The following is a 20,514-nucleotide window of genomic DNA, read 5'->3' as shown; positions in this document are numbered from 1 at the left end:
CTCCGAGTCCGAGTTCCGCACCATGAAATACCGCCCCAACTACCCCGGCATCTTCGACACGATCGAGCAAGCCCGGGCGTTCATGGACACCTACGTGCCCTGGTATAACCAGCACCACAAACACTCCGGCATCGCCCTGTTCTCACCCGACCAGGTCCACGACGGCAGCTGGCACCGCCACTGGCAACACCGCCACAACGTCCAACACGCCTACTACCAAGCCCACCCCGAACGCTTCCGCCACCACCCCAACACCCCAAAGCCAGCCGGCTTCGTCGGCATCAACACCCCCACCCAACGACTCCACGCAGCTTGACACAGCCCGAATGTGCGCTTCGACGCGGCTCAGGGCGACATTCGTCACGAATGTGCGTTTCGACGCGGCGTAGGGCGACATTCGTCACGAATGTCTCCGTCTCCGTACTCGCGCGCCAACGGCGCCAGGGCGACATTCGTGACGAATGTGCGCTTCAGCGCGGCCCAGGGCGACATTCGTCACGAATGTGCTGCCGGGCTCAGCGCTTGTCGTGGTCCTCGAACACGAGCGACGTCTTGGTGTCGCGCACCGACGGGATGCTGGTCAGTTCCTCCAGGACGACCCGCCGCAGGTCCTCGTTGTCGCGGGCCCGCACCAGGAGGATCACGTCGAAGTCGCCGCCGACCAGCGCGAAGTGCTCCACCTCGGGGATGCTCGCCAGCCGGTCGCGCAGGTCGTGCCACGCCGACTGCTCCACCCGCATGGTGACGTACGCCGACGAGGTCCGTCCCGACAGCCGGGGATCGACCTTGGCGGTGAAGCCCGTGATCACCCCGTCCGCCACGAGCCGCGAGACGCGGGCGTAGGCGTTCGCGCGGGACACGTGCGTCGTCTCCGCGACTGCCGTGATGGAGGCGCGACCGTCGGCGCGCAGAGCGTCCAGGATGCGTGCATCGATGTCGTCCATGGTGCTGGACAGTCTGACACGAGAGGGCGCCCAGCGCATCCATTCGTCTCGACTCTGGGCGACCCATAGCATCCGGGGTCCAGCGAAGTCACCATGAGAGTGAGTGACGTCTTTCAAAGGAGAACGGATGCACGCCGACGCACCGCTGCGCGCGGACGACCTGCTGCCGGGCGACACCCCGCTGCGGCTCATCGACCAGAACGGCGCCGACGATCCAGCCGGCGCCGCTGCGATCCCGCCCGATCGCCTCCCCACCGCGGAGACCCTCCGCGAGGGCTACCGGCAGCTGGTCCTCGGCCGCCGGCTCAACGACCAGGCCGACGCCCTCGTGCGTCAGGGCCGCCTCGCGGTGTACCCGTCCTCGCACGGCCAGGAGGCGTGCGAGATCGGCGCCGCGATGGTCCTGGGCGAGGACGACTGGCTGTTCCCCACCTACCGGGACGCCGTCGCTGTGGTCGCACGCGGCGTCGATCCCTTCGAGGCGTTCGTGCTGCTCCGCGGCGACTGGCACTCCGGCTACGACCCGAACGCCTACCGGGTCGCTCCGCAGTCGACGCCGCTCGCCACGCAGCTGCTGCACGCGGTCGGCTTCGCCCACGCGGCCCGGATGCGCGGGGAGGACACGGTCGTGCTCGCGATGTGCGGCGACGGCGCGACGAGCGAGGGCGACTTCCACGAAGCGCTCAACTTCGCGGCGGTCTTCCACCTGCCGGTCGTCTTCCTCGTGCAGAACAACGGCTACGCGATCTCCGTGCCGCTCAGCCGCCAGACCGCCGCGCCGAGCCTCGCCCACAAGGGGATCGGGTACGGGATGCGCGGACGCCTGGTCGACGGCAACGACCTCGCCGCCGTGCTCGCCGTGCTCGGAGAAGCGGTCGACGAGGCGCGCGAGGGCGGAGGTCCGACCCTCGTTGAGGCGCGGACCTACCGCGTCAAGTCGCACACCAATGCGGACGACGCCACCCGCTACCGCACCCAGGAGGAGGTGGAGCCGTGGCTCGCGCGCGACCCGCTGGTCCGGCTCCGCACCTGGCTCGCCGAGCGGGGAGCGCTGACCGACGGCGACGACGCCGAGGCGCACGCCCACGCCGAACGGGTCGCGAGCGAGCTGCGGGCGGCCATCATGACGGATGCGGAACCCCACCCCGAGGACCTCTTCGCCTACGTCTACGCGACCCCGACCCCGCAGTTGCGCGAGCAGGCCGAGCAGCTCGCCACCGAACAGGCCATGACGAAGGAGGCCGCACGATGACGCTCATGCACGACGCCCCCGCCGAGCGCCCGGGCGACGCGGCCGGGAACGCGGCGGCCGCCGCAGGCCCGGCCACCGCATCCACGAGCGCCGGCACGACCGCCGACCCCGGCACCGGCACCGGCACGATGACGATGGCCCAGGCCCTCAACCGCGCTCTCGCCGACGCTCTCGCCGCCGACCCGTCCGTGCTCGTCTTCGGCGAGGACGTCGGCCCCCTCGGCGGTGTGTTCCGCATCACCGACGGCCTGACCGCCCGCTTCGGCGAGAACCGCTGCTTCGACACTCCGCTCGCCGAGTCCGGCATCGTCGGAACCGCCGTCGGGATGGCCATGAACGGGATGCGCCCGGTCGTCGAGATGCAGTTCGACGCGTTCGCGTATCCCGCGTTCGAGCAGATCGTCGACCACGTCGCGAAGCTCGGGAACCGGACGCGCGGACGGATGCGGCTGCCGCTGGTGATCCGCATCCCGTACGCCGGCGGCATCGGCGGTGTCGAGCACCACTCCGACTCGTCCGAGGCGTACTACGTCCACACGCCGGGGCTCACCGTGGTGTCGCCGGCGACGCCGCAGGACGCGTACGGTCTCCTGCGCGCCGCGATCGCGTATCCCGACCCGGTGATCTTCCTCGAGCCGAAGAAGCTGTACTGGTCGACCGGCGAAGTGGATACGCAGGCGCCGCTTCCCGAGATCGGCCGGGCGCGCGTGGCGCGGGAGGGCGGGGATGCGACGCTCATCGCGTACGGACCGTCGGTCCCGGTCGCGCTCGCCGCCGCGGAGGCGGCAGAGGAGGACGGCCGCAGCATCGGCGTGATCGACCTGCGGTCGCTCGTCCCGTTCGACGACGAGACCGTCTGCGCCGCCGTGCGCGAGACCGGCCGTGCGGTGGTGATCGCCGAGGCGCCCGGCTTCGCCAGCATGGCGGCGGAGATCGCCGCCCGCGTCTCCGAGCGGTGCTTCCACCACCTCCTCGCGCCGGTCCGCCGGGTGACCGGCTTCGACACCCCGTTCGCCCCGCCCAAGCTCGAGCGCTTCTACCTGCCGGACGTGGACCGGGTGCTGGATGCGGTGGATGCGCTGCAGTGGGAGGACGCGTGACCGCCCGGACGTTCACCCTCCCGGACCTGGGCGAGGGCCTCACCGACGCCGAGCTGGTGCACTGGCTGGTCGCCGTCGGCGACACGGTGACCACGGACCAGCCGATCGCCGAGGTGGAGACCGCCAAGTCGGTCGTCGAGGTCCCGTCGCCGTTCGCCGGCCGGGTGGCCGCGCTGCACGGCGAGGAGGGGGAGACGATCCTCGTCGGCGCGCCGCTGCTCGAGGTGGAGGAGGTCGTCCCGGTGGAGGCGGTCGTCCCGGTGGAGGAGGACGCCGGGGCGGCCGCAGACCCCGGTCCCGGTGCGGAGGCCGAGGCGGCGGAACCGAGAGGGTCCGGTCAGGTGCTCGTCGGCTACGGGACCACCTCCCACAGTGGACGCCGTGGCCGGGTCTCCCGCGCATCCACGCTCGCGACGCCGCGCGCATCCGCGTCCGCGGCTGCGTCCGCGTCAGCGCCCGCGTCCGCGGCGGCGCCCGCGTCTGCGTCCACGTCCGCGCCCGCGCCCGCGCCCGCGCCGCAGCGTCCCCGCGTGGGGACCGCCTCCGGCGGCCCCGTCATCCCCGTGATCTCGCCGGTCGTCCGGGCCCTCGCCCGCAGCCACGGCATCGACCTCGCCACGGTCCGCTCCAGCCGGCCGGACGGCGTCCTGACCCGCCGCGACGTCGAAGCCGCCTTCGCCGGCGCTCCCCGCTCGCCCAGCCGACAGCTCCTGAGCTCGCCGGACACGTCGGATCACGGAGGAATGCCGGGCTCGGAGCCGAACGGGACCGACCCACGCACCGGGCTCAGCATCCAGGCCACGACGCCGTTCTCGCGGCTGCGCCGCACCGTCGCGGAGACGATGACGCGAAGCCGCGCCGAGATCCCCGACGCCACCGTCTGGGTGGATGTGGATGCGACCGACCTCTGGGAGGGGCGGCGCCGGCTCGGTCGCACCGGCCGCGCGCCCTCGTTCCTCGCGTTCGTCTCGCGGTTCGCGCTCGCGGCGCTCGCGCGGCATCCCGAACTCGCCGGACGGGTGTCGCCCGACGGCGACGGCGTGATCACCTTCGAGGGCGTCAATCTCGGCTTCGCCGCCGATACCGAGCGCGGCCTGCTGGTCCCGGTGGTGCGACGCGCGGACCGGATGTCGGTGCGCGAGCTGGACGCCGAGCTCGACCGGCTGGCCCGGGCCGCGCGCGAGGGGACGCTGCCCCCGGCCGACCTCGCCGGCTCCACCTTCACGATCAACAACTACGGCAGCCTCGGCGTGGACGGCAGCGCAGCGATCATCAACCACCCCGAGGTGGCGATCCTGGGTCTCGGCCGGGCCATCGAGCGGCCCTGGGTCGTGGACGGCGCGATCGTGCCGCGCCGCATCCTGCAGCTGTCCCTCGTGTTCGATCACCGGGTCACCGACGGAGGCGTCGCGGCGGCATTCCTGCGGGAGGTCGCGGATGCGGTCGAGTCCCCGCTCGGAGCGCTCGCCGACCTACCTGGCAGTGTCGCAGGCTCGGCGTAGGGTGGCCGCATGAGCGACAAGAAGAACGACGACGACGACCTCAGCGAGGAGAAAGCCGTCGCGCCGGAGGAGAACCTGGACTGGCTCCCGCAGCCGGAACCCACCGACGGGGAAGCGCCGGCGCCATAGCCGGCAGCGCTGAGCGACGGGCGGCGAAAGCCGAGCGAACGGGGCCGAGTGCCGAGCATGAGGGCCCCCACGCCGAGCACCCGGGGCACCACGCCGCGCACCCGGGACCGAGCGCCGACCACCCGGAACCGAACGCCGACCAGAGGACGGGAGGAGCGACTCCTCGATCGCTCCCGCTCTGGCTCGCACTGGTCTTCGTGCTCGTCTGCGGTGCGCTCGTCGCCGTCCAGACCCGGATCAACGGAGCGCTCGGAAGCCGCCTCGGCGACGGGTTCGCCGCCGCGGCCATCTCCTTCGGGTCCGGCCTCGTCATCCTCGCCGTGGCGCTCGCCGTCGCTCCCGCCGCGCGCCGCGGACTCGCGCAGGTCGCCGCCGCAGTGCGCGCCGGCGAACTGCGCTGGTGGTACGTCCTCGGCGGCGTCGCCGGCTCGTTCCTGGTCCTCGCCCAGGGACTGACGGCCGCCACTCTCGGGGTCGCTCTGTTCACCGTCGCGGTCGTCGCCGGCCAGACCGTCAGCGGGCTGGTCCTCGACCGGGTCGGCATCGGCCCGGGCGGTCGACGGCCCCTGACGGCCGCGCGCCTCGTGGGCGCCCTGCTCGCCCTGGTCGCGGTGACCTGGGCGGTGTCGGCGCAGCTCTCCGGAAGCGCCCCGCTGTGGATGATGGTGCTGCCGCTCCTCGCCGGCCTCGGCACGGGCTGGCAGCAGGCCGTGAACGGCCGGGTCCGCATCGTCGCCGCGAGCGCGATCAGTGCCACCTTCGTCAACTTCGCCGCCGGGACGATCGTGCTCGTCGTCCTCATGCTCGCCCACTGGATGCTCGTCGGGCTCCCGAAGCAGCTCCCTCCCGATCCCTGGCTCTACGCCGGCGGCGCGATGGGCTGCGTCTTCATCGGCGTGACGGCGTACCTGGTCCGCATCACGGGCGTGCTGCTCCTGGGCCTCGCCACGGTCGCCGGCCAGCTGCTCGCGGCGCTGCTGCTCGACCTCCTGCTCCCGACCTCCGGTCACGTCCTCGCGTTCTCGACCATCGGGGGAACGCTGCTCGCGATCGTGGCGGTCGCGGTGGCCGGCGTCCGCTGGAGCTTCCGGCGGTAGCCGGCCTGAGCGACCGCGGAGGCCGGCGTGAGCCGACCGGGTGGAGGCCGGCCAGAGCCGACCGGTGGACGCCGGCCAGAGCGACCGCGGAGGCCGGCGTGAGCCGACCGGCTGAGTCCGGTGAGCCGACCGGCCGCGTCGCCTACTCCAGCGTCGTCAGGAACCGCTCGGGGTCGACCGACTTGCGGTGCCCTTCCTTGGTGTCGGCCGGGATGCCGCCCACATACAGCCAGCCGAGCAGCCGCTCGTTCTTCGCCAGGCCGTGCATCCTGTGGACCGCCTTCGACCGGGTGTGGTGACCGGTCCGCCACATCACACCCCAGCCCGCGTCGTGCAGCAGCAGGCTCAGGATGTGCGCCACGCCGGACGCGACCGCGTCCTGTTCCCAGCCCGGCACCTTCTCGCTCTTGGTGCGCACCGAGACGATGGCCAGAAGGAGGGAGGAGCGGAGCGGCTTCGCAGCGAGCTTCGCGGCGTCGGAACCGCTGCCCTTCGCATCCTTCACGAAGGCCCGGCCGAGCCGCTCCCGGGCGCCGCCGCGGAGCTCGATGATGCGCCACGGGTGCAGGGCGCTGTGGTCGGCGACCCGGCCGGCCGCCGCGACCAGCGGGAGAAGCTGCTCGTGCGTCGGCGCCTCCGTGGTCACGCGCGAGTACGACCGCCGCGAGGCGACCCGGTTCGCGAGATCGGTCGCGCCGTGGCTCCCCGTGCCGTGGCTCGCCGTGCCGTGGCTGGCCGTTCCGTCGCTCGCCGTGCCGTCGCTCCCTGTTCCGTCGCTCGCCGCATCCCGGCTCATCAGGCCTCCGGCGCGAAGTTCAGCGCGAGCGAGTTCATGCAATAGCGGTCACCGGTCGGCGTGCCGAAGCCGTCCGGGAACACGTGCCCGAGGTGCGAGCCGCAGGCCGCGCAGCGCACCTCCGTACGGACCATCCCGAGGCTGTCGTCCTCGAGCAGCTCAACGGCCTCCGGGCGGACCGACTCGTAGAAGCTCGGCCAGCCGCATCCCGAGTCGAACTTCGTGCCGGACGTGAACAGCTCCGCACCGCACGCGGCGCAGGTATAGAGGCCGGCGCGGCCCTCGTCGAGCAGCTCGCCCGTCCAGGGGGGCTCCGTGGCCGCCTCGCGGAGCACGGCGTACTGCTCCGGGCTGAGCTCCCGGCGCCACTCGTCCTCGTTCCTGGCCACGGTGTAACCGCCGGGGGACGTCTCGTTCTGTGCCATACCTCCGCCTTTCCTCGTCTCCAGACTAAACGGGGGCGTGCGGACCGGTGTTCCCGGTTCCGTCGGGCGACGTGCCGCGCCGAAAGGGGGAACACACAGGGCCCGCACCCTAGGATGATCGGCGAGCGCGGGGCGCGACCGGCACCTCCGGCCACGCCCGGCGTCCGCGACGAGGGAAGGCGGTGCTCGTGACCCGGTCAGCCGACGAACGACCCGCTGCCTACCAGGAGCCCTCGGAAACGGACCAGCTGAGCGATCGGGATGCCGCGATCCTCGCGTTCGAACGCCAGTGGTGGCGTCACGCCGGAGCCAAAGAGCAGGCCATCCGCGAGGAGTTCGGTCTGTCGGCGGCCCGGTACTACCAGGTGCTCGGAGCCCTCATCGACCGCCCGGAGGCTCTCCGCCACGACCCCATGCTCGTCAAGAGGCTGCTGCGGCTGCGCGAGGCGAGACTGGCCGCACGACACGCACGGACCCTCCCGTCCGGCGACTGACCCCAAGGACCGCATCCCCCGATGGCAGAGAAGTTCCCCCGCGACCGTTTCGACGAGATCCCGGACGACCTGCAGCGCGTCGGCGCTCACCGGGCTCCGCGGCCGCGCGGACGCGGCTGGATCACCGTGGGCTGGGCCGCCCTCGCGACGGTGATCCTCGTCGCCGCCGGCATCTTCGGTCTCTCCCTGGTCAACGGCACCATCGACTTTCACGGCTCGTCTCCCTTCGCCAGCCGGTCGCAGTCGCACACGCCCACGCCGACGCCGACACCCACGCCGACGATCGTCCCGACGGTGGACCCATCCCTCGACGTGAACGTGCTCAACGGCACGACGACGACCGGACTCGCGAAGACGGTGGCCGACAAGCTCACTGCCGCGGGATGGAAGGTCGGCTCGTACGCGAACGCGGACAACAGTGCCATCGCGGCGACGGTCGTGTACTTCGGGAAGCCGGCCGACCAGGCCGCCGCCCTCGGCGTCGCCCAGTCCCTCCCCGGTGCGACCATCCAGCAGAGCACGGCGTACGACGACACGGGCGCCGACATCACCGTCGTCATCGGAGCCAACTTCACCGGCTGACGCCCGCCACATTCGTGACGAATGTGCAGTCTGGTTGGGCTGGGGCGTCATTCGTGACGAATGTGCAGTCTGGCGTGGCTGGGGGCGACATTCGTGACGAAAGTGCACTCCGGCCGGGCTGGGGGCGTCATTCGTGACGAATGTGCAGTCTGGCGTGGCTGGGAGGGGTGATTCGTGACGAATGTGCACTCCGGCCGGGCTGGGGGCGTCATTCGTGACGAATGTGCACTCCGGCCGGGCTGGGGGCGTCATTCGTGACGAATGTGCAGCCTGGTTGGGCTGGGGGCGTCATTCGTGACGAATGTGCATTCCGGTTGGGCTGGGGGCGTCATTCGTGACGAATGTGCACTCTGGCCGGCGTGGGGGCGACATTCGTGACGAATCGGGGTGGCCGGCGGGGCGCGTTCGCGGCCGCGCATCCCCTTTGTTTCGTGCGTGTTTAACTTTCGACTCTTTTGGGAATCGATTCGCGAAAACACTGGTGACCCAGCGGATTACACGCATTAGGATCGGGATTCAACGTGCGACGCCGGATCGCGCGAGCGACACAGCAATGGGAGTAATGCATGGCGACTGGGACCGTGAAGTGGTTCAACGCTGAGAAGGGCTACGGCTTCATCACCGTCGAAGATGGGGGACAGGACGTTTTCGTTCATTACTCCGCGATCGACATGGCGGGATACAAGGTTCTCGAAGAGGGCCAGCAGGTCGTGTTCGAGGTCGGCTCCGGGCAAAAGGGCCCGCAGGCCGAATCGGTGCGGCTGGCCTGAGCAGCAGCGACATCCGAATGGCGAAGCGCCGTCCCGAAAGGGGCGGCGCTTCCGCGTTGCCGATCCGCTCGTCTTGCACTCGACCGGGTCGAGTGCCAGAATCGCTTTAGCACTCCATCTGATCGAGTGCTAATCACACGGAATCTTTCGCAGACGTCCGGGAGGGACGAGAAACACATGGCAAAGATCATTGCTTTCAACGAGGACGCGCGCCGCGGCCTCGAGCGCGGCCTGAACACCCTGGCCGACACGGTCAAGGTGACGCTGGGCCCGCGCGGCCGCAACGTCGTCCTCGAGAAGAAGTGGGGCGCCCCGACCATCACGAACGACGGCGTCTCCATCGCGAAGGAGATCGAGCTCGACGACCCGTACGAGAAGATCGGCGCGGAGCTCGTCAAGGAGGTCGCGAAGAAGACCGACGACGTCGCTGGCGACGGCACCACCACGGCGACCGTCCTCGCCCAGGCACTGGTCAAGGAGGGCCTGCGGAACGTTGCCGCCGGCGCCGACCCGATCACCCTGAAGCGCGGCATCGAGAAGGCCGTCGCGGCGGTCACCGAGGAGCTCATCGCCTCCGCCAAGGAGGTCGAGACCAAGGAGGAGATCGCGGCCACCGCCTCCATCTCCGCCGGCGACACCACCATCGGCGAGATCATCGCCGAGGCGATCGACAAGGTCGGCAAGGAGGGCGTCGTCACCGTCGAGGAGTCCAACACCTTCGGCACCGAGCTCGAGCTCACCGAGGGCATGCGCTTCGACAAGGGCTTCCTGTCGCAGTACTTCGTGACCGACCAGGACCGCCAGGAGGCGGTGTTCGAGGACCCGTACATCCTCATCGCCAACCAGAAGATCTCCAACATCAAGGACCTTCTGCCGATCGTCGACAAGGTGATCCAGGCGGGCAAGCAGCTCCTCATCATCGCTGAGGACGTCGACGGCGAGGCTCTGGCGACGCTGATCGTCAACAAGATCCGCGGCATCTTCAAGTCCGTCGCCGTCAAGGCTCCGGGCTTCGGCGACCGCCGCAAGGCCATGCTGCAGGACATCGCGATCCTCACCGGCGGCCAGGTCATCTCCGAGGAGGTCGGCCTCAAGCTCGAGAACGTCACCCTCGACCTGCTCGGTCAGGCCCGCAAGGTCGTCATCACCAAGGACGAGACCACGATCGTCGAGGGCGCGGGTGACCCCGAGGCCATCGCCGGTCGCGTGCAGCAGATCCGCAACGAGATCGAGTCGACCGACTCGGACTACGACCGCGAGAAGCTGCAGGAGCGCCTCGCCAAGCTCGCGGGCGGCGTCGCCGTCATCAAGGCGGGCGCGGCCACCGAGGTCGAGCTCAAGGAGCGCAAGCACCGCATCGAGGACGCCGTCCGCAACGCGAAGGCCGCCGTCGAGGAGGGCATCGTCGCCGGTGGTGGCGTGGCCCTCATCCAGGCCGGCAAGGTCGCCTTCGAGAAGTTGCAGCTGACCGGTGACGAGGCCACGGGCGCGAACATCGTCAAGGTCGCCATCGAGGCTCCGCTGAAGCAGATCGCGATCAACGCGGGCCTCGAGGCCGGCGTCGTCGTCGAGAAGGTCCGCAACCTCCCGGTCGGCCACGGCCTCAACGCCGCGACCGGCGAGTACGTCGACATGCTCGCCTCGGGCATCAACGACCCGGTGAAGGTCACCCGCTCCGCGCTGCAGAACGCTGCGTCGATCGCCGGGCTGTTCCTCACCACCGAGGCCGTCGTCGCCGACAAGCCGGAGAAGAACGCTGCTCCGGTCGGCGACCCGAGCGGCGGCATGGACTTCTGAGTCCAGACCACCTCTGAAGAGGGCGTCTCCTTCGGGAGGCGCCCTTTTCGCGTCCGCGGCCTGCTCCCGCTGCGCGGCAGCGCACGCGCCGGGCGGGATCTCACCCTCATCGAGTGGTCCCAACATGCCGCGTGGGCACGTGTCGTAACGGCGTGTTGGGACCACTCGATGCGCGGGGAGCGGGAGCGGGGAGCGGGGAGCGCGGAGCGGGGAGCAGGGGGGAGGGGTGGGGGCGGTCAGCGGCAGTTGGCGGCGGCTGTGGCGGGGTCGAAGGCGTAGAACGTGACCTCGTTGAGCATCGTGCGGTGCAGGTGGGCGCGATGCGCCGCCAGGTACGCGAAGACTTCCGGCGCGATCGGAGAACGCGCGGACTGCTTGGTGGCCACGGCGACGATGCAGTGGGCGTTCGGGTCGGTGGTCCATCGTCCGTGGATGGTCTCGTCGGGCTCCCAGGGCGCCACTCCGCTGACGAGGACCATGCCCCGGTCGATTCCGGCCTGGCGCAGGGTCTGGTCGACGCGTCCGAAGCCGGTGGGGCCGTCGTTCCACACGAGCGCGGAGGTGCCCGCCGCGGCGACCACGGCCAGGGCCGTCACAAGGATGCCGAGGCTGCGGAGGAGGACGGTCAGCCAGCGCCGAGGATCCGGACCCAGGAGCCAGGCGCAGCCGATCCCGGCGAGCAGACAGAGGGCCCACGACCAGGCGTAGTAGTACGAGGGCAGCGCGTTCTTCGCCACGAACAGGTAGAAGAACATCAGCGGCCCCAGCGCCAGCAGGAGGGAGACCACGAGGAAGCGGTGCCGCCGGTCGAACAGCGCCGCGACGCCCCCGAGGACGAACACGGCGATGGTCACCGGCCCGAAACCCTTCCACGCGAAGTACAGGTTCGCCCACCAGGGCGGATGCGCGGTCGCCATGCCGCCGAGGTCGATGAGGTGCCCGGTCGCGTTCTGTGCGACCTGGAACTGGAGGAGGTCGCGCACGCCGGTCACGATCCCGATCGGCAGGTAGACCACGAAGACGGTCGCCGCCAGCACGCCGATCGCCAGCGCGAGGGCGGCGAGCGACTCCTTCCAGCGGCGGCCGATGACGACGATCGCGAGGAACGCCGGGAACATGACGGCGGTCGTCGGCTTGCTCGTCACCGAGAGCCCGAAGCAGAACGCCGCGACCGCGATCCACAGCAGCGATCTGCCGCGATGCCATTGCCAGGCGGCCGCCATCGCGGCGATGGCGAAGAACACCATGACGGGGTCGAGCACGGCGAACCGGTCGAGGCGGAATTCGAACGTTCCGGCGATCCCGCGCGGCAGGAGCAGCCAGAATGCCGTCGGGAGGAGGGCGGGCATCCAGCCGAGCTCCGGCCGCAGCCAGAGGAAGACGATGACGCCGCCCACCACGGTGAGCGCTCCGACGAACAGTCGCGGCGCGAGCGGCCCCTCACCGAAGAGGAACTGTACGGCGCCGAACAGGTACTTCGCCGTGGGCGGCTGCTCGTGGTTGTACTGCAGCTGCCCCTGCAGGTAGAGGCGTCCGACGAGAACGTACTGCGGCTCGTCGGCGTTCGGTATCGCGGCCGCGATGTTCCAGAGCGACTGGTAGGCGCCCCAGACGAAAACCACGGCCAAGGCGAGCCAGCGGACGAGCGGCCGGTCGAGGAGAGCGACGGGACGACGATGGGATGCTGGCGCGGCCGCATCCTGACCTAAAGTGGTCGCCGTCATCCGCCCCCCTATCCATCGACCGGCGGAAGCCATTTTCACATACCGCAACGGGGCGCCCGCCGTGCTAGAGTCTGCGCCTTCCGGCCGACTTCGGCCGCCCTACGGCCGCCGGTCTGCGCCTTCCGGCCGGCTTCGGCCGCCTTACGGCCGCCGGTCTGCGCCTTCCGGCCACCGATCGCGCTAGGCGGTAACCGGCTTGGGGGCGGCAGCCGACCCGGCGAGCGGGAGGGACACCCGGAACGTCGCTCCACCGCCCGGCGTGTCCACGACCTCGACGGTGCCGCGGTGGGCCGTGACGATGGACGACACGATCGCAAGTCCCAGGCCGCTGCCGCCGGTCTCGCGGGCGCGGGAGGTGTCGGCGCGCCAGAAGCGCTGGAAGATCTTCTCGCGGATCTGCGGCGGGATGCCCTCGCCGTGGTCCCGCACCTCGAGCAGCGCCCGCTCGGTGCGGTGGTCGATCTGCACGGCGATCTCGATGGGGCTGCCTTCCGGCGTGTAGCGGAGGGCGTTGCCCATCAGGTTCGTGACGACCTGGCGGAGCTTGTTCTCCTCGGCCATGACGATCGCCGGCTCGGCCGGCGCGGGACGGCCGAGGACCACCTGTTCGGCCGTCGTGATCGTCAGGGTCTCGGTGTTCGGTCGCCGTCCCCGGTTGCCCCTGCGAAGGCGCGCCAGCGCGGAGCCGGCGAAAGCGATCGGACCCGTCGCGTTCGTCGGCCGGCCGGCGGAGCCGGGGTCGTCCGGCAGCTGCATCGGGACGGTGTCCAACCCGGGCTCGGAGACGTCGTCCCCGCCGGTGCCGATCGCCGTGGACCCGACGGCCTTCCCGGCGACGGCCTTCGACGCGCCCGCCTTCGACGCAGCCACCTTCGACGCGCCCGCCTTCGACACGCCCGCCTTCGACACGCCCGCCTTCGCCGGGACCGGCTTGGACACGGTCGTCCGGGAGGCCACGCGCTGGGCCGCCATCGACTGCGCAGCCGTCGCCGCGGGCGGAGCCGGCTCGGCCGCCACCGGCTCGGGCGTCAGCACGGTGACCACGCGACCGGGGGAGCCGGCCATCGCATCCATCGCCGCGTCCTGTGCGATCTTCACCAGATCCACGCGACTGACCTCGAGCGGCTTGGTCTCATCCAGACGGGCGAGCTCCAGCAGGTCCTCGACCAGGATGCCCATGCGGATGGCTTCCTTCTCGATCCGGTCCATCGCCTGGGCCACATCCTCGGGGGTCTGCAGGGCGCCCATCCGGTACAGCTCCGCGTAGCCGCGCAGCGAGACCAGCGGTGTGCGCAGTTCGTGGGAGGCGTCGCCGACGAACCGGCGCATCTGGTCGATGGTGCGCGCGCGGTCGCTGAACGCGCGGTCGATGCGGTTCAGCATGGTGTTGAGGGAGCGGTTCAGCCGCCCGACCTCGGTGTTCGGGGTGGCGCCGCCGAGGCGCTGGCTGAAGTCGCCGTCGGCGATCGCGGCGGCCGTCTGCTCCACCTCGCGCAGCGGCGCGAACGTCGTCGTGACGAGCATCCGGGTGAGGCCGGCCCCGACGACGATGACGATCACGCCGAAGAGGAGGAAGATCGCGAGGAAGCTCGCCATCACCGTGTCGATCTGCGAGGTCGAGGTCGCCACGATCGCCGTTCCGAGCTCGCCGTCCGGCCCCGCGAAGGTCACCGTCTGAGTGAGCGCGCGGTAGGTGGTGCGACCGTCGTTGCTCGGGAGGGTGTAGCCGCCGGCCGGCATCGCCTTGCCCTCCGGCACGGTCAGCGTGCGCGGGATGGCCGGACGGTGCGAGTACGGGATGTTGGTCCAGTTGTAGCGCACCAGCGTGCCGTTGGAGTCGTACAGCGCCGCGAAGTAGTCCGAGGGGCTCGCGTCGGTGGCGATCTTGTCGTTGTCCGACCCGCCGCCGTAGAGGTAGGTGTTCAGGTACGACGCGCCCGAGGCTGCGGCGAGCTGCGCATCCAACTGGTCCAGCAGCACCGGCTTCAGCATCGACATCGTGCCGATGCCCGTGACGAGCAGCCCGAGGGTCAGCATGAGCACGGTCACGCCCGTGATCTTCGTTCGCAGGGAGATCGCGTTCCAGCGGTCGAGCAGGCGTGAGTGCATCAGGTCGTCAGTCTATGCAGGGGATGCTGTGCCGGGCATGTGTAAGCCGTGCGCCGGACGGCGCACCTCAGGCCTTCGCGGCCTTGAGCATGTAGCCGAACCCGCGCTTGGTCTGGATGAGCGGCTCGCTGGAGTGCGCATCCACTTTGCGCCGCAGGTACGAGATGTACGACTCGACGATGCCCGCATCGCCGTTGAAGTCGTACTCCCAGACGTGGTCGAGGATCTGCGCCTTCGACAGCACGCGGTTGGGGTTGAGCATCAGGTAGCGCAGGAGCTTGAACTCGGTCGGCGAGAGCTCGATCGGGGTGTCTCCGACGAAGACCTCGTGGGTGTCCTGGTCCATGGTCAGCTCGCCGGCGCGGATGACCGCATCTTCGTCGGCCTGCATCGTGCGGCGCAGGATGGCCTTGATGCGCGCGACGATCTCGTCCAGGCTGAACGGCTTGGTGACGTAGTCGTCGCCGCCGACCGTGAGGCCGGTGATCTTGTCCTCGGTGTCGTCCTTCGCCGTGAGGAACAGGATGGGCGCGGTGTACCCGGCGCCGCGGAGGCGCTTGGTGACACCGAAGCCGTTCATGTCCGGCAGCATGACGTCGAGGATGATCAGGTCGGGCTCCTCTTCGAGGACCGCGGAGATGGCCTGAGCTCCGTTGCCGACCGCACGCACGGCGAAGCCGGCGAAACGGAGGCTGGTGGTGAGCAGGTCGCGGATGTTCGGCTCGTCGTCGACGATGAGAATGCGGGGTCCGGCGTTCATGGAGACAGTATCTGCGCGTGGGCTGAGTCTTCTCTGTGAGCCGTCGGTGCGCCGTAGGTGGGCGGTGGTGGCGTCCGCCGTGTGAAGAGTGGATGCTGATGTCATGTCGAAACCCACCGTCCTGATCGCCGGCGCCGGGCTCGCCGGAGCGACCGTCGCCACCGAACTGCGCGAACGCGGCTTCGATGGCCGCATCCTCCTGCTCGGAGCCGAGGAGCATGCACCGTACATCCGGCCGCCGCTCTCGAAGGAGTACCTGAAGGGCGACGCCCCGATCGAGGAGGGGGAAGTGCATCCCGCCGACTGGTACGCGGACAACGCGGTCGAGTTCCTTCCGGGGGTGGAGGCGGGGTCCTTCGACCCGGCCGCCCACGAGCTGTTCGTCTCGGACGGCGGACGCATCACCTACGACAGCCTCGTGCTCGCGACCGGCGCGAGCGCGCGTCCCCTCGGCGTGCCCGGCAGCGGCCACGGCGCGGTGTTCCCCCTGCGAACACGGGAGGACTCGAGCCGGCTGCGGGCGGCGCTCGAGGTCGGCGGACGGCGGGTCGTGCTGGCCGGCTCCGGCTGGATCGGGCTGGAGGTGGCGGCCGCCGCCCGCGGGTACGGCAACGAGGTCACGGTCATCGGGCACTCGGCCGTGCCGCTCAGCGGGGCGATCGGACGCGAGCTCGGCGGAGTGTTCGAACGGCTGCACCACGAGAACGAGGTCGTCTTCCACAACGCAGCGGAGGTGGTCGCGGTCGACGGCGGGGCCGAGCAGGCGGTCGTCCTGGGATCGGGGGAGCGGATCCCGGCGGATGTCGTGGTCGCCGGCGTCGGGGCGGTGCCGAACACGCGGGTCGCCGAGCGCTCGGGCGTCCGTCTGGGGAACGGCGTCCTCACGGACAAGGGGATGCGCACGAGCATCGAGGACGTCTACGCCGTCGGCGACCTGGCGGACGCGTTCCTGCCCGCCATCGGACGGCACCTCCGCAGCGAGCACTGGGCGAATGCGATCGCCAGCGGGAAGGTCGCCGCCCACGCCATCCTGGGCGACCGTGCGTCGTACGACGACATCCCGTACTTCTACTCGGACCAATACGATCTCGGCATGGAGTATTCGGGCTATGCGCCGCTCGCCGCCGGTGCGCAGGTGGTGTACCGGGGCGATGTCGATTCGCGCGAGTTCATCGCGTTCTGGGTGCGGAACGACCGCGTCGTCGCCGGCATGAACGTCAACGTGTGGGATGTGCAGGACGACATCCAGCGACTGATCCGGTCCGGTGAGCGGCTGGATGCGGACCGGCTCGCCGACGAGAGCGTCGACCTTGCCGCCCTCTGACGCGCACGCCACGCCGTACCTGCCCCCGCTGCGCGTCCCCGTGCGGCGGATCGGCGCCCGCACCTTCGACTTCTCGCGCCAGGTGGCGGTGATGGCCGTGGTGAACCGCACCCCCGACTCCTTCTACGACCAGGGCCGCACCTACGCGTTCGACCGCGCGGTGGACGCCTGTTTCGAGGCCGTCGCGCTCGGGGCGGACTGGGTGGACATCGGCGGAGCGCCGTTCGCACCGGGCGAGCCGGTGCCCGTGGAGGAGGAGCTGGAGCGCGTCGTGCCGGTCGTGGAGGCGCTGCGCGCCGGCTCCGACGTGGTGATCTCGGTGGACACGTTCCACTCCGCCGTCGCGCGGCACGCCATCGCGGCCGGAGCGACGGTCATCAACGACACGACCGGGCTCTCGGATCCGGACCTCGCACCGGTCGTCGCCGCCAGCGAGGCCACGCTGGTCATCACGCACAGCCTGGCCGAGCCGCGCCGCCCGTTCCCGCGGCCGCACTACGACGACGTCGTGGCCGACGTCGCCGCGTTCCTCCTCGACCGGGTGGAACGCGCGACCGCGGCGGGCGTTCCGGAGGAGCGCATCATCCTCGACCCCGGCCACGACCTCAACAAGAACACGCTGCACTCGCTGGAGCTGACGCGGCGGCTCGCCGAGATCGCCGACCTGGGGTTCCCGACGCTCGCCGCCGTCTCCAACAAGGACTTCATCGGCGAGACCCTCGACGCGCCGCGCACGGAGAGGCTGGAGGGGTCGCTCGCCGCCGCCGTCGTCAGCATCGTGAACGGCGCCAGGATCGTGCGGATGCACGACGTGCGCGCCTCGGTCGCCGCCGTGCGCATGACGGAGGCGATCCTGGGACTGCGCGAGCCCGCCTACCTGAAGCACAACCTGGGAGACGTGAATGACTGAGCCGGCCATCCACCGCTTGTCGCCCCTGCCCTCGCAGACCGGGCTCAGCGACGACGACATCGCCGCGCTCTACACCGAGGGTGCGGGCGAACCGTGGCTGCGCGTCAACTTCGTCAGCAGCGTGGATGGGGCGGCCACCCACCAGGGTCTGTCCGGCGGCCTCTCGAACGACGCGGACAGCCGGGTCTTCGCCCTGCTGCGGCGTCTCTGCGATGTCGTCCTGGTGGGAGCGGGAACCGTGCGGGCCGAAGGCTACGGGCCGATGCGCGTGGACCCGGTGTCGGAGCGGGCCCGCAGCGGGGCGGGCATGACGCCGAACCCGGTGTTCGCGATCGTGTCCGCTGCGCTCGACCTCGACCCGCGCAGCGGCATCTTCCGGGATGCGCCGGAGCGCCCGATCGTGCTGACCACCGAGCTGTCCCGGCCGGAGATGCGGGAGGCGCTCGCCGAGGTCGCCGATGTGGTCGTGTGCGGGCGGGACCGGGTGCAGGCCGACCGCGGGCTCGCGGTGCTCCACGAGCGGGGGCTCACGCGCATCCACTGCGAAGGCGGCCCGCACCTGTTCGCCGACCTGATCGCCGCACGCGTCGTGGACGAGCTGTGCCTGACGATCAGTCCCCAGCTGGAGGCCGGGACGGCGTCGCGCATCGCGATCGGCGCCGCACCCATCGTGCCGCTCGGGATGCGCCTGGCGCACACGCTGACGGGAGACGACACGCTGCTGCTGCGGTACGTCCGGAACTGAGGCGCGCGCCGGGGCTGCAACATTCGTCACGAATGTCAGCGTTCCATCGATGTAGCGCGACATTCGTCACGAATGTCAGCCTTCCATCGATGTAGCGCGACATTCGTCACGAAACGTGGCACAGCCGGGCGGACGGCCTACGCCGGCTGCAGCGCGTGCGCGTCGAGGATCGTGTACGAGTAGCCCTGCTCGGCCAGGAACCGCTGGCGGTTCTGCGCGAAGTCCTGGTCGACGGTGTCCCGCGCGACGAGCGTGTAGAAGTTGGCCGAGAGTCCCGACTCCTTGGGCCGCAGCAGGCGTCCGAGGCGCTGGGCCTCCTCCTGGCGGCTGCCGTACGAGCCGGACACCTGGATGGCGACCGTCGCCTCGGGCAGGTCGACCGAGAAGTTCGCGACCTTGCTGACGACGAGCAGCTTGGTGCGCCCGTCGCGGAACTCCTGGTAGAGCCGCTCGCGCTCATCCACGGGGGTCGCGCCGGTCAGCCGGGGCGCATCCAGAGCGTCGGCGAGCTCGTCGATCTGGTCGAGGTACTGGCCGATCACGAGGATGCGCTCGCCTTCGTGCCGCTCGACCAGCCGGCGGACGATGTCGAGTTTCGCCGGGGCGGTGGCCGCCAGACGGTACCGCTCGTCGTCGGGCGCGGCGGCGTAGCTGAGCCGCTCCGACGGCGGGAGGTCGATCCGCACCTCGTAGCAGGCGGCAGGGGAGATGAAGCCCTGGGCCTCGATCTCCTTCCACGGAGCGTCGAAGCGCTTGGGGCCGATCAGGCTGAACACGTCGCCCTCGCGGCCATCCTCCCGCACCAGCGTCGCCGTCAGTCCGAGCCGGCGTCGGGCCTGCAGCTCGGCGGTCAGCTTGAAGACGGGCGCGGGAAGCAGGTGCACCTCGTCGTAGACCACGAGGCCCCAGTCGAGCGCATCGAGGAGCGCCAGGTGCGCGTACTCGCCCTTCCGCTTCGCGGTGAGGATCTGGTAGGTCGCGATCGTGACCGGCTTGACCTCTTTGACCTGGCCGGAGTACTCGCCGATCTCCTCCGCGGTGAGCGTGGTGCGGCGCAGCAGTTCGTCCCGCCACTGCCGGGCGGACACGGTGTTCGTGACCAGGATGAGCGTGGTCGTCTTCGCGGTCGCCATCGCGCCCGCCCCGACGAGCGTCTTGCCGGCCCCGCAGGGCAGCACGACGACGCCGGAGCCCCCGTCGAAGAAGTTCGTGACCGCCTTGCGCTGGTAGTCGCGCAGCGCCCAGCCGTCCTCTTTCAGCCCGATCTCGTGCGGCGTGCCGGGTGTGTAGCCGGCCAGGTCCTCCGCCGGCCAGCCGAGCTTCACCAGCTCCTGCTTGAGCTGGCCGCGAGCCCACGCCTCGACGACGAACGTCTCGTCGTCGCGCCGCTGCAGCAGCAGGGGCGCGATGCGCTTCGCGCCGGCGACCTCGGTGAGGACGGCCAGGTCCGGGGACCGCAGCAGCAGCGTCCCCTCGTCGTCGCGCTCGATGACCAGCCGGCCGTAACGCGCTACGGTCTCCGTGACATCCACGGTGACGGTTTGCGGGATCGGGAACTTCGAGTACCGCTCCAGGGTGCCCAGCATGTCCTCGGCCGTGTGGCCGGCGGCCCGCGCATTCCACAGGCCGAGCCGAGTGATCCGGTACGTGTGGATGTGCTCGGGCGCCCGCTCCAGCTCGGCGAACACCGCGAGGTCGTGGCGGGCGTCCGAGGCGTCCGCGTGCGCGACCTCGAGGAGCACGGTGCGGTCGCTCTGGACGATCAGGGGGCCATCGGACATAGCTCACCAGCCTACGCCCTGCCCGTGTCCGCCCTCGCCGAGGGCGGGCCCGGGCGCGGGGGCGCCGGCGGGGGCGCCGGGGGCGCCGGGGGCGCTGGGGGGCGCGGGGACGGCGCGCAGCCTCCCGCGCGAACCCTCTTGGCGAAGTGCTCGAAGTTGCACCCGACACGCCGTGCGCGCCTGCACCTACGAGCACTTCGCGGAGGCACAGCCCCTCCCGCCGGCCATCGCGCTCCTCTCTGTCGCCGATCGGCGGAGCCGATCAGCGGATGC

At 70.7% G+C, this 20,514-nt stretch carries 19 protein-coding genes; 12 read left to right on the top strand and 7 right to left on the bottom strand.

Going from position 1 to position 20,514, the window contains the following annotated elements; genetic code table 11:
* A partial coding sequence (locus BM287_RS13285; RefSeq protein ID WP_139230683.1) for an integrase core domain-containing protein occupies positions 1–316 on the top strand: 316 nt, incomplete at its 5' end.
* A gap of 199 nt (positions 317–515) precedes the next feature.
* On the opposite strand, the gene BM287_RS13280 is transcribed toward BM287_RS13285, so the two are convergent.
* Entirely contained in the window at positions 516–944 is a 429-nt protein-coding gene (locus tag BM287_RS13280; RefSeq protein WP_090040489.1) for an Lrp/AsnC family transcriptional regulator, read from the bottom strand.
* 127 nt (positions 945–1,071) lie between these two features.
* Between BM287_RS13280 and pdhA the strand changes: the two genes are divergently transcribed.
* From pdhA to BM287_RS13260, 4 genes are all read left to right on the top strand, one after another.
* A complete protein-coding gene (pdhA, locus tag BM287_RS13275) occupies positions 1,072–2,196 on the top strand; it encodes a pyruvate dehydrogenase (acetyl-transferring) E1 component subunit alpha (protein WP_090040258.1) in 1,125 nt (374 codons plus the stop codon).
* The gene (locus BM287_RS13270; RefSeq protein ID WP_090040261.1) at positions 2,193–3,296 is read left to right on the top strand and encodes an alpha-ketoacid dehydrogenase subunit beta; all 1,104 of its coding nucleotides are present in this window, start codon (positions 2,193–2,195) and stop codon (positions 3,294–3,296) included. Before pdhA ends, BM287_RS13270 begins: the two co-directional genes overlap by 4 nt.
* Positions 3,293–4,798, top strand: coding sequence for a dihydrolipoamide acetyltransferase family protein (locus BM287_RS13265; protein WP_090040491.1), 1,506 nt, complete (start codon positions 3,293–3,295; stop codon positions 4,796–4,798). Before BM287_RS13270 ends, BM287_RS13265 begins: the two co-directional genes overlap by 4 nt.
* Positions 4,799–5,124: 326 nt before the next feature.
* Positions 5,125–6,024, top strand: coding sequence for a DMT family transporter (locus tag BM287_RS13260; protein WP_244528268.1), 900 nt, complete (start codon positions 5,125–5,127; stop codon positions 6,022–6,024).
* Positions 6,025–6,166: 142 nt separating this feature from the next.
* Here the strand turns inward: BM287_RS13260 and BM287_RS13255 are convergent, their stop codons facing one another.
* Positions 6,167–6,820, bottom strand: a complete 654-nt coding sequence (locus tag BM287_RS13255; RefSeq protein WP_090040263.1) for a nitroreductase family protein — start codon at positions 6,818–6,820, stop codon at positions 6,167–6,169.
* On the bottom strand, positions 6,820–7,245 hold the full coding sequence (gene msrB / locus BM287_RS13250; RefSeq protein ID WP_090040266.1) for a peptide-methionine (R)-S-oxide reductase MsrB: 426 nt from the start codon (positions 7,243–7,245) through the stop codon (positions 6,820–6,822). Before msrB ends, BM287_RS13255 begins: the two co-directional genes overlap by 1 nt.
* 188 nt (positions 7,246–7,433) lie before the next feature.
* Between msrB and BM287_RS13245 the strand changes: the two genes are divergently transcribed.
* From BM287_RS13245 to groL, 4 genes are all read left to right on the top strand, one after another.
* The gene (locus BM287_RS13245; protein ID WP_211772980.1) at positions 7,434–7,739 is read left to right on the top strand and encodes a DUF3263 domain-containing protein; all 306 of its coding nucleotides are present in this window, start codon (positions 7,434–7,436) and stop codon (positions 7,737–7,739) included.
* A 21-nt stretch (positions 7,740–7,760) separates the two neighbouring features.
* On the top strand, positions 7,761–8,321 hold the full coding sequence (locus BM287_RS13240; protein ID WP_090040271.1) for a LytR C-terminal domain-containing protein: 561 nt from the start codon (positions 7,761–7,763) through the stop codon (positions 8,319–8,321).
* A gap of 566 nt (positions 8,322–8,887) precedes the next feature.
* Positions 8,888–9,091, top strand: coding sequence for a cold-shock protein (locus BM287_RS13235; protein WP_090040274.1), 204 nt, complete (start codon positions 8,888–8,890; stop codon positions 9,089–9,091).
* A gap of 177 nt (positions 9,092–9,268) precedes the next feature.
* Positions 9,269–10,888 (top strand): chaperonin GroEL, encoded by a 1,620-nt coding sequence (gene groL, locus BM287_RS13230; RefSeq protein ID WP_090040277.1) that lies wholly within the window; start codon positions 9,269–9,271, stop codon positions 10,886–10,888.
* A 236-nt stretch (positions 10,889–11,124) separates the two neighbouring features.
* On the opposite strand, the gene BM287_RS13225 is transcribed toward groL, so the two are convergent.
* The 3 genes from BM287_RS13225 to BM287_RS13210 all read right to left on the bottom strand — a co-directional run bounded on the left by BM287_RS13225 (position 11,125) and on the right by BM287_RS13210 (position 15,481).
* Positions 11,125–12,612: an ArnT family glycosyltransferase gene (locus tag BM287_RS13225; RefSeq protein ID WP_170857549.1), complete on the bottom strand. Its 1,488-nt coding sequence runs from the start codon at positions 12,610–12,612 to the stop codon at positions 11,125–11,127.
* Positions 12,613–12,792: 180 nt separating this feature from the next.
* Positions 12,793–14,721: a sensor histidine kinase gene (locus BM287_RS18115; RefSeq protein ID WP_244528266.1), complete on the bottom strand. Its 1,929-nt coding sequence runs from the start codon at positions 14,719–14,721 to the stop codon at positions 12,793–12,795.
* 67 nt (positions 14,722–14,788) lie between these two features.
* A complete protein-coding gene (locus BM287_RS13210; protein WP_018191755.1) occupies positions 14,789–15,481 on the bottom strand; it encodes a response regulator transcription factor in 693 nt (230 codons plus the stop codon).
* A 103-nt stretch (positions 15,482–15,584) separates the two neighbouring features.
* On the opposite strand from BM287_RS13210, the gene BM287_RS13205 reads away from it, so the two are divergent.
* The 3 genes from BM287_RS13205 to BM287_RS13195 are packed head-to-tail and all read left to right on the top strand — an operon-like array spanning position 15,585 to position 18,460.
* Positions 15,585–16,805: an NAD(P)/FAD-dependent oxidoreductase gene (locus BM287_RS13205; protein WP_090040283.1), complete on the top strand. Its 1,221-nt coding sequence runs from the start codon at positions 15,585–15,587 to the stop codon at positions 16,803–16,805.
* Positions 16,759–17,715: a dihydropteroate synthase gene (gene folP / locus BM287_RS13200; RefSeq protein ID WP_090040497.1), complete on the top strand. Its 957-nt coding sequence runs from the start codon at positions 16,759–16,761 to the stop codon at positions 17,713–17,715. Before BM287_RS13205 ends, folP begins: the two co-directional genes overlap by 47 nt.
* Positions 17,708–18,460: a pyrimidine reductase family protein gene (locus BM287_RS13195; protein ID WP_090040286.1), complete on the top strand. Its 753-nt coding sequence runs from the start codon at positions 17,708–17,710 to the stop codon at positions 18,458–18,460. The genes folP and BM287_RS13195 overlap by 8 nt, the downstream gene beginning before the upstream one ends.
* Before the next feature lie 137 nt (positions 18,461–18,597).
* Here BM287_RS13195 and BM287_RS13190 read toward each other — a convergent pair whose 3' ends face one another.
* On the bottom strand, positions 18,598–20,241 hold the full coding sequence (locus tag BM287_RS13190) for a DNA repair helicase XPB (RefSeq protein WP_090040289.1): 1,644 nt from the start codon (positions 20,239–20,241) through the stop codon (positions 18,598–18,600).
* Between the last annotated feature and the right edge of the window lie 273 nt (positions 20,242–20,514).

This window comes from Leifsonia sp. CL147 (assembly GCF_900114565.1).
GTDB lineage: Bacteria > Actinomycetota > Actinomycetes > Actinomycetales > Microbacteriaceae > Leifsonia.
The sequence above is the reverse complement of the archived record's forward strand: the minus strand, read 5'-3'. Positions and strand labels throughout refer to the sequence as shown.